This is a genomic window from Chloroherpetonaceae bacterium (genome assembly GCA_025056565.1).
Classification (GTDB): domain Bacteria; phylum Bacteroidota; class Chlorobiia; order Chlorobiales; family Thermochlorobacteraceae; genus Thermochlorobacter.
Genome location: JANWWA010000015.1, coordinates 21,960 through 37,584, shown reverse-complemented (window position 1 = coordinate 37,584; position 15,625 = coordinate 21,960). Strand labels below are relative to the sequence as shown.

Here is a 15,625-nt window from a genome sequence, read left to right as displayed (position 1 = left end):
TGCGGCCTAAAAACACAGCTCAAGCTGTAGAATGAACTTTACCTCATCACGCCAAACTGCTTCAAGCAATCAACCAATGAGCGAAAATTTATGAAGACAGCCGTTATCGGTCTGGGCTACTGGGGGCCCAATCTTGTGCGAAATTTTTTAGGCGTGAGCGACCTCAGTGGGGTCATTGGCTGCGACAAAGACCCAAAGCGCTTAGAAAATATCAAGCGTAAGTTTCCAGAAGTGGAAATTACCCCTAACTTTGAAGACGTGTTGCGACGCGAAGATGTCGGTATCGTTGCAATTGCCACGCCAGTGTCCACTCACTTTTCGCTGGCCAAAGCGGCACTCGAAGCAGGCAAACACTGCTGGGTTGAAAAACCCTTTACAGCGACAGTGGCGGAAGCCGAAACGCTCATCAATCTGGCGGAGAAGAAGAACCTGAAACTGATGGTTGATCACACCTTCATTTACACGGGCGCCGTGCGCAAAATGAAGGAACTCATTGACAAAGGGGTGCTGGGCGATTTTTACTACTTTGACTCTGTGCGCATCAATTTGGGACTGTTCCAGCACGATGTGAATGTGGTCTGGGACCTTGCGCCACACGACCTCTCCATAATGGACTACCTGATTGACAAGCGCCCTGTATCCGTGTCTGCAATCGGCAGTTGCCACATCAGTAACGGATTGGAAAATATTGCTTACATTACCGTGAACTTTGACAACGACGTCATTGCGCACTTCCATGTAAATTGGCTAGCGCCTGTCAAGATTCGCACTGTGCTGATTGGTGGCACAAAGTCAATGATTGTCTTCGACGATATGGAAAACAGCGAAAAGGTGAAAGTCTATGACAAAGGCGTAGAGGTCAAGACCAAAGAAGGCGTCTATGAAACGCTGGTGCAATACCGCACAGGCGATATGTATGCGCCTAAGCTGGACCAAACTGAAGCGCTCACCATCGCAACGCAGCACTTTGTCGACTGCATCAAGCAGAATCGGACGCCAATTACAGATGGAATTGCTGGATTGAACGTGGTGCGTATCTTGGAAGCATCAGAACGCTCTATCAAACAGCAAGGAAAGATTATTCCACTGCACTACGACTAAAATGGACGACGCCTACCTGAAAGAAAATTTTATTCGCCTAAGCAATGTCAAGCTGGGCAAAGATGTAAAGATATTTGCCTTTGTCAATGCTTACGGCTGCGAGATCGGCGATGGCACAAAAATTGGCACGTTTGTAGAGATTCAGAAAAACGCCTTCATCGGCAAAAATTGCAAAATTTCAAGCCACACTTTCATTTGCGAAGGCGTAACGATTGAAGATGAATGTTTTATCGGACATGGCGTAATGTTCATCAATGACAAGTATCCGCGCGCAGCAAATCCTGACGGTACAATGCAAACCGAAGCCGATTGGAAAGTTGTGCCAACACGCGTAAAGCGTCGTGCAAGCATTGGCAGTGGAGCGACCATCTTAGCGGGCATCACGATTGGAGAGGGCGCAATTGTAGGCGCAGGCGCAGTCGTCACCAAAGATGTGGAGCCCTACACGATTGTCGCAGGCGTACCTGCACGATTCTTCCGCCGCATTGAACTGCCATAACGCAAAAAGTAGGACTTTTTCTCCCCGAAGATGGCTTCAAGAGAAAAATACTTGCAAGGCAAGCTAAACTTTAAGGCTGGAGGCTGAGCGAGTAGACTGCATAGACCGTTTCTGGCGTGGCTGGGTAGGAAGGGGCTTACGGCGTCTCAGTTGCTTGTAGTAAGTGCAAAGTGCCGTCAGCTCACATGTCTGACACTGGGGCGACTGTGCTTTGCAAGTGTATCGCCCGTGTAAAATAAGTGCGTGATGAAAGTCACTGACTTCTTCAGGTTGGAGGTATTTCATCAGTTGCCGCTCAGTCTCAAGCACATTATCGGCTTTGGCAAGACCAAGCCGATTAGAGACGCGAAAAACATGGGTATCTACGGCTAAGACAGGTTTCCCAAAACAGTTGCTCATGACCACATGAGCAGTTTTGCGCCCTACGCCCGGCAATGCAGTGAGCTCTTCTAGCGTCTCGGGCACTTTCCCACCATACTTTTCCAGTAGCACACGAACCAGTGCGTAGATGTGTTTAGCTTTGTTATTGAAAAAGTTGATGGATTTGATGTGGTCTTTGAGTTCCTCGAGCGAAAGGCGACTCATCGCGGCGGCATCAGGGTAGGCTTCGAAGAGGGGTTTCGTCACCATATTAACGCGCTTATCGGTGCATTGCGCAGCCAAAATTGTGGCAATAAGTAGCTGGAAGGGAGTTTGGTAGATAAGTTCGGTGCGCGGCGAAGGGTATTTTTTACTGAGAATGGCAAGGACGCGCTGAAATTTTTCTCGCTTCGTCATAGTCGATTCAAGTGAGCTTAGCGCCCAACCCCAGCGAGCTTCGCTTTGAGCCAGCCAGAAAACGAAAACTTCTGAGCGCGATTGTCTACCTGAGTGAGTTGCAGCGAAGGCAAGCGAATCGCAGTGAGTCGCCCCAGCTCTGGTGAGTAATTATAGACGCAGCCTGTGTCAATGGAAATCAGTTTCTCTTTGAGGATGGGTTCAGGGCGAGGCGTATGGCCGCAAACGACAGTTTTTTCCCATGCGTAGTCTTCATAGAAAAGATGATGCGGGCTAAGATGTTCACGTTCCCAAAGTAAGTCGAGTGGCGAAAGCAGTTTAAGGTTATCGGCTATTGACCGAGTGGGTTTTAGCCCACCGTGCACAAAGAAATACTGATCTGTGTCGTAGTAATAGACGCAGCGATGCAAAAATTCAATGTGTGAGTCAGGAATCTGAACCTGTCCATCAACGGTGTAAGAGTCCAAAGTAGATTGACCGCCATTGAGGCTCCAGCCAGCCTCGCGACCAAAGTCGAGATACTCGAGCATCATAAACTCGTGATTCCCCATTAAGAACACGCAAGGGTGCTTCTCGCGAAGCTCAAGCAGGTAATCAATGACGCCTTTGGAGTCAGGACCGCGATCGATATAATCGCCAAGAAAGACTAGTATTTCATCTGAAGCAGGGGAGAGCTTATCCAGCAAAGCTTGCAGCGGTTGCAAGCAACCGTGAATATCACCAATAGCGATAAACTTTTGCGCAGCAGCGGTTGGCAGGTGCGTCATTTTGGCTTCTGGGTTGAAGTTGTTTTCTTACTCGATGCGCCGGGTGACGAGGGTTTGGCAACGTTCGCCTTAGGTGATGCTTTGGGGGAAGAAGATGTAGGTGGTGAAACCGCTTGTTTTTCAGGCGCTGAAGTAGGGACAGGGACAGTCTTAGGGTGCTTAGCAGGAATGTCAATCAAGCCTCGCCCTGACTTATGCAGCTTGCCTGTTTGCCTCAGTTCGCTAAGTGTGGCATCTAAGATGCCATTGATAAACTTGCTGCTCTTGTCTGTGCTATACTTCTTGGCAATCTCAATAGCCTCGTTAATGGAAACTTTCGGTGGAACATCTTCCATGAATAGAAATTCAGCAATCGCCATACGCATCAGGTTTTTGTCAATAATCGCCATACGGTCTAATTCCCAGTTATCTGCATGCTTAGCGATGTAAGAATCAATGAGCGGCAAGTTTGTAACGACATCACTAAGCAACTTATAAGCGAAGGATTTGCTTTTCTCTTGCGAGAGAATTTCTTCAGGAATGAGTCCTTCTGCCACTTTGCTGATGTTGTCTTCCTTGCGAACCTCACGTGCATAGAGAATTTGCATCACAACCTCGCGAACTTGTCGGCGGTTCATCATCAGAGAAAGAACGATTGGGTTATGAAAGATATTTCAGCAGTTCAAACAGATTTTGGGTTAAAGAAATTCGCAAAGTGGCATCGCACTGCAGGCGGCAGCGCATTGCCCAAATTGCTTGACAGTGGACTTATCGGCGAGCATGCATCTCACCCAAACGCCCCGCATAGTCGCTCTCACCAGCATAGATAGATTTAATCTGTCCAATTTTCCGTAGCCGTTCTTCTGCTAACTGAATCGCAGCGGCATTAGGCGTAATATCGTTCGCTTTGGCGAGTTTGAGAATGTCCCGAATCACATCATAAATCTCTCGGGCTTGCGAAAGGGCACGCTCTTGATTGTAGCCCTCAAGTTCATTGGCGACATTAATCAAGCCGCCAGCATTAATGACAAAATCTGGCACATAGAGAATATCACGCTCAATGAGCATTTGCTCGTGCACCACTTCATCGCGTAGCTGGTTGTTCGACGGACCAGCGACGATATCGACCTTAAGGCGTGGAATCGTTTCATCGTTCAAAATTCCGCCTAATGCTGCTGGGCAAAAGATATGTGCTTCTTGGTCATAGACGCTCTCTGGTCTAACATAAATCGCTCCGTATTCATTCACAATGCGGTAAGCCTTTTCTTCGTAGATGTCGCTAATATAGACAATAGCGCCTTCAGCACGCAGGTACCCACAGAGGTGATAAGCTACTTGCCCAGCACCTTGCACCATCACTTTTTTGCGGTTGAGGCTGTCATTGCCATATCGCTCCTTGCAAGCGGCTTTCATTCCCATATAGACGCCGAGCGCCGTAACAGGTGAGGGATCGCCGCTGCCGCCTAAGGCACGGGAAATACCAGTAACATACTTTGTCTCCATTCGCACCCATTCCATATCGCGCACATTCGTGCCTACATCTTCTGCCGTGATATACCGCCCAGCCAGACCTTCGACAAAGCGACCGTAAGTGCGAAAGAGGGCTTCAGACTTATCGCGTTCAGGATTACCAATAATGACCGCTTTGCCGCCACCCAGATTGAGGCGTGCAACCGCCGCTTTATAGGTCATACCGCGTGCTAAACGGAGGGCATCAATAATAGCATCTTGCTCTGAAGGATACATCCACATTCTTGCGCCGCCTAAGGCAGGTCCCAGCGTTGTGTTGTGAATCGCAATGATAGCCCGCAACCCGACTCTTTGGTCAGAGCAAAAAATGAGCTGCTCGTAGTCGTGCTTTTCAAGTTCAGCGAAGATGCTGAGGGATTGCGAGACTTCATTTTGTTCACTGAACTGCGTCATAGTTACTTGGCTGGTTTGAGATTGAAAATGTTGCTCTGAGAATACGCAAGTTAAAAAAACTTGAATTGATGTCAAGTGAATCACGATAGGCGATAAGAAGACACAGACGGCAATGCTCGAGCGCAAGCGAGAGGGAGGGGACAGCACCGTCTTAAAAGCAAAGTGGCAGAAAGGGTATGGAAACGTCGCTCTACGGCTGGAGTGTTTGGCGTAGCAAGAAAAATTCAATATGTCAGAATCATCGCCGCTATTTTCCTTCGGAATTATCACCGACATTCAGTACGCCAATCTGGAAACACAAGGCAGGCTGCGCTTTAGGGAAGTGCCCGAAAAGCTAAGAGCAGCAGTAGAGTACTGGAATCGGCAGTCGCTGGCTTTTGTGGTCCAGCTCGGCGATATCGTGCATGGCAACGGCGCTGAAACCTATGGTGAATTTCAACTAATTGCCTCAATTCTGGAGCGCACTGATGCGCCATGCTTTCATCTCATCGGCAATCACTGCCTAAGTGTGCGCCTTGAAGACCTGCTGCGTCGCTTCCAGATGAATGAGCCGTATTACGCCTTTTCACACAAAGGATTTCGCTTCATTGCACTCTACGGAATGGATATCAGCATAGAGAGTGACGGGGAGGCGCGTGAGAAAGCAAGAGAGTTTTTAGCACAAAACCCAACAATGCGTGAGTGGTGTGGCGCGCTTAGTGAAACGCAGCTAACTTGGTTGGAGTCAGAAATTCGCTGGGCAGAAATGCGTGGCGAGCGAATTGTGTTTCTCTGCCACTTCCCTGTGCATTGGCAAACGACCGATGAAGGGCACGGCATCCTCTGGAACTATGCTGAAGTGCAGAGCCTAATTTTTTCTTCTCCTAACTCAGCGGTTTGGTTCAATGGGCATTACCACAAAGGAGCGGAGACCGTAGAGCGTGGTGTGCATTTCATTTCACTGGAAGCCCTTGTCGAGGCGCCCGAAGGCAGTAATGCATTTGGCATTGTCGAAGTCTACCCAGATCGCCTTGTGCTGCATGGGGAAGGTGCGATGAAAAGCCGCATGCTCTGTTTTTCTACGCCACTGGCACGCCTAAGCCTAACGCCCGACGCACCGCCGCAACAATAGCCTGCTCATCCAATTCCTTCATACACCTAAAGTGCCCCTTTGGACAGTGAGAACGCCCAATATGCGAGCACGGTCGACATGTTGCCACAGGGTTTTCTATCAGCTCGAAAGGGGCACGAAAAGGTAGAAAGCCAAACTCGCGAACCGATGAGCCAAAGAGAACAACGAGACGCTTCTGAAAGGCGGCAGCAATATGCATTAGACCCGTGTCGTTGGTTAGAACAGCATCAGCGCGTTCAATCAACGCAGCGCTTTCTAAGAGCGAACACTGTCCTGAAAAGTTTTTCACAAGCGGGCTGGGCGTAAGCTGTTGGGTAAGCATTTGACCGAGGACCGCATCTTCCCTGCCCCCTAAGAGCACGACTTGAAGTAGAGGCTCGGCTTGCTGCAGCGCATTAAGAACCCGCGCAAGTTTCTCTAGCGGAAAGCGCTTCGTAAAGTGCTTTGCACCGTAGCAGACTGCAAGCGTGGGCAAGGCTGCAAGCGAGCGTTGGGCGAATGCTCTATGGGCATCGGAGAGAAACAGCTCGCAGCCTTTACCATCATCGACAAGGCCAAGCGGTGCACAAGCAGAAAGGTAGCGCAAAGGCACAGGGCGCGTATCCAGCTGCCAGCGCCACTTAAAGGCAACGAGCAAAAACTTCCGCCAGTTTTGCTTTCTGTATACAAATGTCTTTGAAGCGAGGCGGTGGCGCAAGCGGTAGGAGCGCCAATTGTTTTGCAAGTCAATGCAAAGGTCATAGCGATAAGCAGAGGTAAAATTCTCAGTGGTAAAAAGGTGTGAAAGATGCGAATTATGTGCCAAAAGTTCTGCGAAAGCAGGTTTGGTGAGAAAATCAATGGTGGCGTGTGGAAAGCGAGTGCGCACTTGTCGCACAAGGGGGGTAGCCAGCACAATATCGCCAATAGAGCTAAGGCGTATGATGAGAATCCGAGCAGGCTCAGTCATTCGGTAGACCTGAAAGCTGTGCTGGGAGCGGTTCACTGGTTGATGGGTGTGCACTGTTCTCAAGAGGCGGTGCAGTCGTTATCGGCTCCGCCTTGATGATAAGCAAGGTGATGTCATCAAAGCGGTCGCTGGTGCCCACAAAGTCAATCAGTTCGCTTTCAATGGTAGCGCGTAGGTAGCTGGCAGAGTGGGTCGCATGGCGTGCAATCAGCTCCATCAGCCGTTCCATACCGAATTCTTCACCGTCCTTATTTCTCGCTTCGGTAACGCCGTCTGAAAAGAAAGCAAAAATATCACGCTCGTCGTAGTGAATCGTCTCTGTCTGAAGGGCGTGAGCGAAAATCTTGCCAGAATCCAGCCCAATAGCGATGCCCGACGGCTTCACCACGTGCACTTTCTTTTCGTGCGCAGAATACCAAATCATTGGGAGATGTCCAGCACGAGCGACATCAAGCGTTTTCGCTTTGGGTGTAAAGCGTGCACAAATCATCGTTACAAATGCGCGCCGTGCGTCCTTTGAAAAAAGCATCGTGTTGAGCTGCTCGAGCAGAGCTTTCGGAGCACGAAGTCCGCCGTGATAGAGCGTGCGCACAATGCCTTGCACGCGCGACATATACATTGCCGCTGAAATGCCTTTGCCAGCCACATCACCTACCAGCACCATCAGGCTTTCTGGCTCAGAAGACGGAGTAGGCTTATCATAAAGCACATCGTAGTAGTCGCCGCCAACTTCACCGACGGAAAAGTAAGCCGTCGCAATGCGAAGGTTGGCCGCAATTGGAGTGTCTTCTGATAGGCGTGGCAAAAGTTCTTGCTGCACTTTTTGGGCAAATTCAAGCTCGCGCTTCAATCGGCGCTTGTCGCTGGCTTCCCGATTCAGACGAGCGTTCTCAAACGCGACCGCCGCTTGCTTTGCCAGAGAGTCAATAAAGTGCACGTCATCTTCCTTGTAGATTTCCTCAGAGCGCTTTTCGGCTAAAAGAATCATTCCCACAGGCTTCTGCTTAATAAGAAGGGGCACCAAGAGTTGCACGTCTGCCTCTTGTAGGAGCTGAAGTGCACTGGGGCTATCAGGCGAGAGAAATTCACTAATCGGCTGTGGAAACTGAAGATCAAACTCGTGAAGATTAAGAATGGATATATTGCGCGTGGTAAGCGACTTGCAACTGCCTTCTGCAAAGGCGAGGCGATAGCGACCTTTTTCGAGAAGAAATATCGCTGCCCCTTTCAGCTGCATATACTTTACGATTTCTTTGCAGAGCGATTCAGCCAGCTCCTCCGATGTAATCTTCTCAGCTAAAATTTCAGATAGCTCTGTGAGGGCGCGCTTGTAGTTATACTCTTGGCGGTAGAACCACTTATCCAGCATTCGTTTAGACTGGCGCAAAAGCAGCCAGCAGACAACCGTGAGCAAAGCACCAAACGCGATATACAAAAATCGCTCGCCTTCCTTATTGCCCGCAGGCATTTGTTGGTCAATGAAAATCTTTACGCTCACGGGTGAAAACTTCACACTAATTTGATGCTCAAAGTGCAGGCTCACCAGAAAGGCAATCGTGTTAAGGCTCAGCACGGCAATTAGCAAAATCAAGGCGGCAAGGGCGATGTTGTAAGTAAGCCCGCGCTTCATAATGCGCGTGATGCCAAAGAAGCGATACTTCGTAATGCTGTAGAAGTATGCGACGGGCACGGCTACCGAGAGCAACAACACATAAAGAAACTCTCTGCCGAAGAGCACAAAAAGCAGCCAACCGATGTGGTAAGAGAGAGCAAAAAGCCCAAAGGCGCGCCAAATCCATTGCTGGAAACGTTGGGTCTCAGCGTCGTGCCGCACGACAATTTCACGTGCCAGCGCGGCCATAGAGGCGGCATAGATGCTGCTGACACCAATAAAGACCAGTGCAGAAGGACGAACCAACACCAAAGCAAGCCAGATAGAAAAGCTAATGAAATAAGCCGCCTGCACGCAGCGCACTTGCGCCGCCACTTGTCGCTTGGGGGCAGGGTAGTGCAATGACGCATGCAGCGAAAGCGGCACAGCCAGAAACGTTCCTGTCCACCAAAGCACACCACCTAAGCCACCTTTTCCTAAACCTGTAATGACAAAGACAGGTGAGAGCAAGAGCAGAGAGAGCGAAAGCAGTTGGGCCCCTTTGAGCTGCGGGCGAAGCAAGCCTACAAAAAGTGCAACCAGCACAGCCATCGCCATCACAAGGAGTGAGAGCAAAATCGCCCAATCAATGCCGACACGGGCAATGGTAACATTGAGCACCAGCGTCTCTGAACCACGGCGAATGGTGTAGCTAAGCACATCGCCCGGCTTTGTTCTCTTGAGAATCGCATTTGCTTCGCGGGCATTCTGAAAAGTTTGATTGTTGATGGCGGTGAGAATGTCGCCTACTCGAATGCCAGCTTGGTCGGAAACACCACCCGGCGTTACGTGCATAATGCGCACGCCCTCAGGCGTATCCTGAAAGAGATTTTCATCAGTGGGTGAGGTGAAAATGCTCATCACCTCAGCGGTTTTGCCAACCACTACCACTGCTGCCAAAAGAAGCAAAAGCAGTCGGAACACGGTGGGTGGCAGGTATGTCCGTGATGCGTTGTCCATTTTCAGTCTTTGGCAAAAATACAGAATCGACACCAATCTGATGGACTTCTTTGAGTGAGGCAACAGCACGGAGAAGCCAACGGGTCGTAGCTCGCTCGTATCTGTCGCACTTTTAGCCATTTGCGTCCAAATCGTCCTTTGACTTTGGAGACGGTGTGCGTATCTTTCAAAAAAATTCCATTAACCTTAACCTTGCCGAAAAGGAGCAACTCTATGAATGGATTTGTGCCCGCCGAGCAGGTAACGATTCTGCCTACTGCTCAGAAAAAACCGACACGCCGCAAGCGTTGGCTACTCATTCAGCCCAAGAGCCGCACAAACTTGATGGTGGACTCAGGCAAAGTGAGCATTCCACTAAACCTAATGATGGTTGGCACACTGGCACAGAAACATTTTGATGTGGAATTTGTCGATGAGCGCATCGGAGATAAAGTGCCAGAGGATTTTTCACCCTACGACGTGGTGGCAATTACAGCACGCACGCTCAATGTCTCCAAAGCGTATCAAATTGCCGATGCGGCGCTGGCGCAGGGCAAGCGAGTGATTTTAGGTGGCACGCATCCCACAATGCTCTTTGATGAAGCTAAACATCACGCAACCAGTGTGGTCTTTGGCGAAGTAGAGTCAGTTTGGGACGAGCTATGCCGTGATGTGGAAAATGACACAATGAAACCGCAGTATCGCGCAGGCGCCTTCAAGTCTATGACCGAGATGGAGAGACCTGATTTCAACATCGTCCTGCGCTCACCGAATTCAAAGAATTACAGTTTCCGCATTCCAATTCTGGCAACAAAAGGCTGCCCCGTCGGCTGCAACTTCTGCACTACGCCTACGATTTATGGCAAGTCGTTCCGCACCCGCGATACACAGCGCGTGGTTGACGAAATCAAGTTCCACCAAAATCGCTTGGGCAAAAAAGACATTCACATTTCGTTTATGGACGACAACATTAGCTTTCGTCCAGCCTTTATGGAGGAACTGCTCAATGCAATGGTGGGACTGGGAGCGAAGTGGAATGCAAATATCTCAATGAACTTTTTGGAAGACCCCAAAGTCGCTGAACTGGCAAAGGAAGCAGGGTGCGAACTTCTCAACATTGGCTTTGAGTCGGTAACGCCTGAGACCATCAAATACGTCCATAAAGGCTCAAACCGTATCAATCGCTACGATGAAGTGGTGGCAAATGTGCATAGGCAAGGCATCGGCATTCAGGGCTACTTTATCTTCGGCTTTGATACCGATACGATGGCAAGTTTTCAGGGCACATATGATTTTATTATGCGCAATCGAATTGAGTTTCCAGTTTTTACCATCGCCACGCCCTTCCCAGGCACGCCTTGGTTTGAAGAAATGCGACCGCGCATTCGGCACTTTAACTGGGATAAATATGATACCTATCACTACATCTACAAGCCAGCCAAGATGGAGCAAGAAGAATTTTTGCGTGCCTTTATCAAGATTCAGCAAGAAGTGTATTCGTGGAAAAATATCTGGTATCGAATGAAAGGGAAGCCATTCAACTGGGTATGGATGGTAAATGTCGCAATGCATTATTTTACACGGCGCTTGAAGCCTGAAATGTTCCTGTAAGCTGTGTTGAACGATTGCCTCCTCTCCCACTGAGGCGACCGTTTGTCCAGAAGCTCATATGAAAACACACAACTGAAAGTCGAGAAAGATGCTTAGCCAGTTGCGGTCGCTGGTTACATTTTTGCTTGACCTGCGGAAGTTTGCAAGTAACAAGGTGCTTATCCAAAAGTATGAGATACGTTTCCTTGCTACTGACAACGCTGATTCTTTTAGGCGCAAAGCCTCTTATTGCCCAAAGCACCGAGCAGCTGTCGGTGATGGAGATTTTGAATCCTGATGGCACGCTATGCTTGGATAGAGATGGTGTGTATAGCCTTGATGGCTTTGTGCTGCATTTGACTGCAAAAGGCAGACCGATTGTAACGCCAAAGGAGACAACCATGCAAGGCGGTACAGGCAGTTGGGCGACAAGCTTTGGTGCGGCGAATGGAGCAAACAGACCAGTTTCTGCCCTTGCAGTCTATCAGGGTGAGCTCTATGTAGGGGGTGAATTTACGCAGGCAGGGGGTGTAGCGGCTAACTACATTGCTCGTTGGAACGGCACAAAATGGAATACACTTGGCGCAGGCAACCAAAACGGCGTCAATAGTCGAGTCAATGCTTTGGCAGTGTATAACAATGAGCTGTATGTAGGGGGTAGCTTCACGCAAGCGGGCAGCATTCAAGCCAACCGCATCGCTCGCTGGAACGGTACGAAATGGAATGCACTGGGCACAGGCGACCAAAATGGAGTCAGTAGTGATGATGCAACTTTGACGGCGGTGTATGCGCTTGCGGTCTATCAGGGTGAGCTATATGTGGGAGGCTTTTTCGGGCAAGCAGGGAGTGTGCCAGCTAGTTTCATTGCTCGCTGGAACGGTGCAAGTTGGAGTGCTCTGACCACCCCTACGGGGAATGGAGTCAATAGTTCTGTCGATGCCCTCGCTGTCTATGGTAACAGTCTCTTTTTGGGCGGTGCGCTCACATTAGCTAACGCAGGCGAAAATCCTATCCCTTCGGCCTACATTGCCCAGTGGACTTTCCGTAACTAATACGGACGAGGTAAGAGGACTTCACTTCGGTGAGCGGAGGGGTATCTTTGCAAATCCTCCGTGACCTTTTACCTTGCAACTGCATCAGCCTTTGAAAGGAGCTCGTGTGAGCGCATCGATTCGATGCGGCTATTTGGCAACTTTTGACCTGCTTGCGATGCAACTTGCACTGCTGGTAACAGGAATTTTTATCATCGTTGGAGCGCTGCTGGCTTGGCCAGTCATAAACCAGTGGCAGCGCCATAGCACCATAGCCCCTGCTGAGGAGGGAGGACTGCAAGCAGGGGCTATCTTTTGGGCAGTGGCGGTAATGTTTGGCTTAGGCGTAATTTTTTTAGCCCTTGTCATTTGAAAGTGCTACGCGCCTTGTAGCGGACGCTTATCTGCCTCTAACTTGTCTTTTTTGGCGAGGAGTTGCTCTTTCGTTTCAGGAAAGTTGGGGTCGGGCACGCAGGCATCAACAGGGCAAACTGAAGCACATTGCGACTCCTCGTGAAATCCAACGCACTCGGTGCACTTATCGGGCACAATGTAGTAATGGTCGTTGGAAAGTGGAGGGTGCTCAATGCCGAAGAGCCGCCAGTTTCGCCCGGGTTCATAGATAGCGGTGTTCGGGCATTCAGGCTCACAGGCGCCACAAGTGATGCATTCTTCGGTGATTTTGAGTGCCATAGTTGATTCTCCTTTCTCCAAGTTGAGTTTGACTGCACAAAGGTAAGAAAAAACTGCCAGCTTTCTTACAGAGTCGTCAGGAGACAAGCCTAAAAGCCACATCATACAAACATGCCAGTTGTGATAGAGACCAAAAACCTCTCAAAAAAGTTTGGTGAGTTTTATGCCAATCGCCGCATTTCACTGAGCGTGCAAGAAGGCACGGTGCACGCCGTCGTGGGCGAAAATGGAGCAGGTAAATCAACCTTAATGAAAGTGCTCTACGGAATGTATCAGCCAGACGAAGGCGAAATCTATGTGCGGGGAAAGCGTGTGTGGTTGGCTTCACCAAATGAGGCAATTCGCTTGGGGATTGGAATGGTGCATCAGCACTTTATGCTTGTGCCCACGCTCACCGTGCTGGAAAATGTCGTGTTAGGTGAGGAGCCAAAGCAGGGTCTGCGCCTTGACTTCAAAGCGGCTCGAGCACGGCTGCAGCAACTATCTGAGCAGTTTGGACTATCTGTCAATCCCGATGCACAACTGGCAACGCTCTCGGTCGGCGAAGAGCAGCGCGTAGAAATCTTAAAGTTGCTCTACCGCAACGCAAACCTTTTAATTTTGGACGAGCCTACAGCAGTGCTTACGCCAATTGAGACGGAGCAACTTTTCTCTACGCTGCGCTCACTCATTAGGCAAGGCAAGACCGTTATCGTCATCACACATAAGCTCGACGAGGTTCTGACCTTTTCCGATGTGGTCAGCGTGATGCGGCACGGTGAGCTGGTTGCCACGCTGCCCACACGTGAAGTCTCAAAGCCAGAGCTGGCACGCTTGATGGTCGGCAGAGAAGTGCTCTTTCAACCCGCAATGCCCGATTATGCGCCGAAGCCGAAAGTCTTAGAGGTGGCAGCGCTAACCTACTTCGATCGCAAGGGTATTAAGCATTTAGATAAGCTCACTTTTGCTGTGCATGCCGGTGAAATCTATGGCATTGCAGGCGTAGAGGGCAATGGGCAGTCTGAACTGCTCCGAGCCTTGTGGGGAATGAATGAAGAAGGCGCGCAGCTCTCAGGCGAGATAAGGCTATCGGGCGTTTCGCTTCATGGCAAATCGCCGCGAGAAATTGCGCAGCTGGGGGTGTCGCATGTGCCAGAAGACCGATGGCGCTACGGTGTGGTGAAGTCTTACACGGTGGCGGAAAATATCGTATTTGGGCGACATTATGAGCCAGCGTTTACGGCACGGCTAAGCTTGAAGTGGAAAGCGTTGCAGCAATTTTGCAAGGAAATGATCACGCGCTTTGATGTGCGCGCAGCAGAGGAAGTTGTGCCCAGTATGCGGATTGAGAATCTATCAGGGGGAAATCAGCAAAAGGTCGTCGTAGCGCGTGAGCTAAGCCGGCCCAAACTTAAATTGCTCATTTTAGCACAGCCAACGCGTGGCATTGACATCGGTGCAATTGAGCTCATTCATCAAAAGATTTTGGAAGCGCGCAAAGCTGGCATTGCGATTCTGCTCATTTCCGCTGAGCTGGAAGAACTCATTCTGCTCGCCGATAGAATTGGGTGTCTCTATAAAGGTACGCTACGATATGAATTTTCGGCCGAAGAGACGGCTCGCTGGCGACAAACTCCGCAAGAGTTTGCACGAAAAATTGGGGAGTATATCACTTAAGTTACAGCACAGTGACCAGCGTGAGTTGATGTAAGCCACCCAAAACACCCCACGATGAAAACGCATAGTCGAAGCGAAAGTGCTCAATCGCAATGCCTAAACCGGCGGAAAAACCCGACAGACCAAGTGTGCCCGTAAGGCTAAGGTCTTGGCGTTGCAAGTTGCTGTATCCAATCCGCAACTTCACCGCTTCCGTGATGGTAAATTCACCGCCAACTGTGAATTGTCGGAAACGGGTAAAGAAGTTGTCACTAGGGTCAGCAAGCCGAATAAATCCAACGGTCAATTCAAGTGGTAAGCCTTCCAGCTTTTTGCTCAGGCTAAAGCGCACATCGAGCGGCAAGTTTTCCCGCACGCCATCAAAGCCAGAGAGCTGTGTGCCAAGATTCAGCACTGCAAATCCAATATGCAGTGCTTCACTGGGCACAGCAAGCAAAAGGCCCGCGTCGAGAGCCAGAGCCGTAGAGCGGAATGCCTGAATGCTGGAAAAGATGAATTTCAGTGCTGCCCCTGCACGCAACGCCCCAAAGCCAAAGTGTTGAAGGTTGACAGCGTAGCCAATTTGCAGGGCAAAATCGCCCGCAGAAAATGAACCAGTGGTGTTGCCTACGGCATCGGTTTCCTCAAAATTGCCATAGCTGACAACGCTAATGCCAGCGCCAAACTGTCCAATGCCCGGCAGTGTTCGCCCATATGCGACAAAACCAGAGTTGATGTCTAAGACATGTTTCTGAAAACTAAATGAGGCTTGTTTGTGCGTGCTGGAGTCCAAAACGGCAGGGTTTTGAAAAAAGCTGGCAATGTCGCCAGCGAGCGAAACGCTGTTGCCACCTAATGCCGCAATTCGGGCGCTGCGGTCTAAGCGTAAAAAATCATAGACAGTGGTTTGACCGAGGCCAGTTGCCGTAAGTGTGAAGCAAAGCAGGGTCAGCGTGTAACGCATCTGGAATGAAGTTTTT

Annotated in this window: 14 protein-coding genes and 2 pseudogenes; 8 read left to right on the top strand and 8 right to left on the bottom strand. The window is 49.9% G+C overall.

The genetic code is table 11. From position 1 onward, the window contains the following. Positions 1-90: 90 nt before the first annotated feature. The 3 genes and pseudogenes from NZM05_10830 to NZM05_10820 all read left to right on the top strand — a co-directional run bounded on the left by NZM05_10830 (position 91) and on the right by NZM05_10820 (position 1,600). The gene (locus NZM05_10830) at positions 91-1,101 is read left to right on the top strand and encodes a Gfo/Idh/MocA family oxidoreductase (protein MCS7014105.1); all 1,011 of its coding nucleotides are present in this window, start codon (positions 91-93) and stop codon (positions 1,099-1,101) included. 1 nt (position 1,102) lies between these two features. Beyond that, positions 1,103-1,336: pseudogene (locus NZM05_10825) on the top strand (hypothetical protein). 57 nt (positions 1,337-1,393) lie between these two features. Further along, positions 1,394-1,600 (top strand): hypothetical protein, encoded by a 207-nt coding sequence (locus NZM05_10820; protein MCS7014104.1) that lies wholly within the window; start codon positions 1,394-1,396, stop codon positions 1,598-1,600. 63 nt (positions 1,601-1,663) lie between these two features. On the opposite strand, the gene nth is transcribed toward NZM05_10820, so the two are convergent. From nth to NZM05_10800, 4 genes and pseudogenes are all read right to left on the bottom strand, one after another. Beyond that, positions 1,664-2,377 (bottom strand): endonuclease III, encoded by a 714-nt coding sequence (gene nth / locus NZM05_10815; GenBank protein ID MCS7014103.1) that lies wholly within the window; start codon positions 2,375-2,377, stop codon positions 1,664-1,666. Positions 2,378-2,394: 17 nt separating this feature from the next. Further along, a complete protein-coding gene (locus NZM05_10810; protein ID MCS7014102.1) occupies positions 2,395-3,144 on the bottom strand; it encodes a serine/threonine protein phosphatase in 750 nt (249 codons plus the stop codon). A gap of 170 nt (positions 3,145-3,314) precedes the next feature. Continuing rightward, a pseudogene (gene nusB, locus NZM05_10805) lies at positions 3,315-3,767 on the bottom strand (transcription antitermination factor NusB). A gap of 124 nt (positions 3,768-3,891) precedes the next feature. After that, on the bottom strand, positions 3,892-5,046 hold the full coding sequence (locus NZM05_10800) for a hypothetical protein (protein ID MCS7014101.1): 1,155 nt from the start codon (positions 5,044-5,046) through the stop codon (positions 3,892-3,894). 229 nt (positions 5,047-5,275) lie between these two features. Between NZM05_10800 and NZM05_10795 the strand changes: the two genes are divergently transcribed. Continuing rightward, a complete protein-coding gene (locus NZM05_10795) occupies positions 5,276-6,157 on the top strand; it encodes a metallophosphoesterase (GenBank protein ID MCS7014100.1) in 882 nt (293 codons plus the stop codon). On the opposite strand, the gene NZM05_10790 is transcribed toward NZM05_10795, so the two are convergent. Further along, complete coding sequence (locus NZM05_10790) at positions 6,105-7,106, bottom strand: glycosyltransferase family 9 protein (GenBank protein MCS7014099.1); 1,002 nt, start codon at positions 7,104-7,106, stop codon at positions 6,105-6,107. The two genes, NZM05_10795 and NZM05_10790, sit on opposite strands and share 53 nt — an antisense overlap. Continuing rightward, the gene (locus tag NZM05_10785; protein MCS7014098.1) at positions 7,099-9,717 is read right to left on the bottom strand and encodes a SpoIIE family protein phosphatase; all 2,619 of its coding nucleotides are present in this window, start codon (positions 9,715-9,717) and stop codon (positions 7,099-7,101) included. The genes NZM05_10790 and NZM05_10785 overlap by 8 nt, the downstream gene beginning before the upstream one ends. A 213-nt stretch (positions 9,718-9,930) precedes the next feature. On the opposite strand from NZM05_10785, the gene NZM05_10780 reads away from it, so the two are divergent. From NZM05_10780 to NZM05_10770, 3 genes are all read left to right on the top strand, one after another. Continuing rightward, positions 9,931-11,307, top strand: coding sequence for a B12-binding domain-containing radical SAM protein (locus tag NZM05_10780; protein MCS7014097.1), 1,377 nt, complete (start codon positions 9,931-9,933; stop codon positions 11,305-11,307). Between the two features lie 170 nt (positions 11,308-11,477). Further along, positions 11,478-12,338, top strand: a complete 861-nt coding sequence (locus NZM05_10775; GenBank protein ID MCS7014096.1) for a hypothetical protein — start codon at positions 11,478-11,480, stop codon at positions 12,336-12,338. A 106-nt stretch (positions 12,339-12,444) separates the two neighbouring features. Further along, positions 12,445-12,690: a hypothetical protein gene (locus NZM05_10770; protein MCS7014095.1), complete on the top strand. Its 246-nt coding sequence runs from the start codon at positions 12,445-12,447 to the stop codon at positions 12,688-12,690. Between the two features lie 5 nt (positions 12,691-12,695). Here NZM05_10770 and NZM05_10765 read toward each other — a convergent pair whose 3' ends face one another. Continuing rightward, entirely contained in the window at positions 12,696-13,010 is a 315-nt protein-coding gene (locus NZM05_10765) for a YfhL family 4Fe-4S dicluster ferredoxin (protein MCS7014094.1), read from the bottom strand. Between the two features lie 111 nt (positions 13,011-13,121). On the opposite strand from NZM05_10765, the gene NZM05_10760 reads away from it, so the two are divergent. Beyond that, on the top strand, positions 13,122-14,666 hold the full coding sequence (locus tag NZM05_10760; GenBank protein ID MCS7014093.1) for an ABC transporter ATP-binding protein: 1,545 nt from the start codon (positions 13,122-13,124) through the stop codon (positions 14,664-14,666). A gap of 1 nt (position 14,667) precedes the next feature. On the opposite strand, the gene porQ is transcribed toward NZM05_10760, so the two are convergent. Continuing rightward, on the bottom strand, positions 14,668-15,609 hold the full coding sequence (gene porQ / locus NZM05_10755) for a type IX secretion system protein PorQ (GenBank protein MCS7014092.1): 942 nt from the start codon (positions 15,607-15,609) through the stop codon (positions 14,668-14,670). Positions 15,610-15,625: the final 16 nt, after the last annotated feature.

Bases quoted from the DNA above. Each gene is read 5' to 3' on its own strand.
- NZM05_10785 (MCS7014098.1), bottom strand. From the start codon at position 9,717: ATGGACAACGCATCACGGACATACCTGCCACCCACCGTGTTCCGACTG.
- NZM05_10780 (MCS7014097.1), top strand. From the start codon at position 9,931: ATGAATGGATTTGTGCCCGCCGAGCAGGTAACGATTCTGCCTACTGCT.
- NZM05_10760 (MCS7014093.1), top strand. From the start codon at position 13,122: ATGCCAGTTGTGATAGAGACCAAAAACCTCTCAAAAAAGTTTGGTGAG.
- porQ (MCS7014092.1), bottom strand. From the start codon at position 15,609: ATGCGTTACACGCTGACCCTGCTTTGCTTCACACTTACGGCAACTGGC.
- NZM05_10775 (MCS7014096.1), top strand. From the start codon at position 11,478: ATGAGATACGTTTCCTTGCTACTGACAACGCTGATTCTTTTAGGCGCA.
- NZM05_10790 (MCS7014099.1), bottom strand. From the start codon at position 7,106: ATGACTGAGCCTGCTCGGATTCTCATCATACGCCTTAGCTCTATTGGC.
- NZM05_10830 (MCS7014105.1), top strand. From the start codon at position 91: ATGAAGACAGCCGTTATCGGTCTGGGCTACTGGGGGCCCAATCTTGTG.
- NZM05_10795 (MCS7014100.1), top strand. From the start codon at position 5,276: ATGTCAGAATCATCGCCGCTATTTTCCTTCGGAATTATCACCGACATT.
- nth (MCS7014103.1), bottom strand. From the start codon at position 2,377: ATGACGAAGCGAGAAAAATTTCAGCGCGTCCTTGCCATTCTCAGTAAA.
- NZM05_10810 (MCS7014102.1), bottom strand. From the start codon at position 3,144: ATGACGCACCTGCCAACCGCTGCTGCGCAAAAGTTTATCGCTATTGGT.
- NZM05_10765 (MCS7014094.1), bottom strand. From the start codon at position 13,010: ATGGCACTCAAAATCACCGAAGAATGCATCACTTGTGGCGCCTGTGAG.
- NZM05_10800 (MCS7014101.1), bottom strand. From the start codon at position 5,046: ATGACGCAGTTCAGTGAACAAAATGAAGTCTCGCAATCCCTCAGCATC.
- NZM05_10820 (MCS7014104.1), top strand. From the start codon at position 1,394: ATGCAAACCGAAGCCGATTGGAAAGTTGTGCCAACACGCGTAAAGCGT.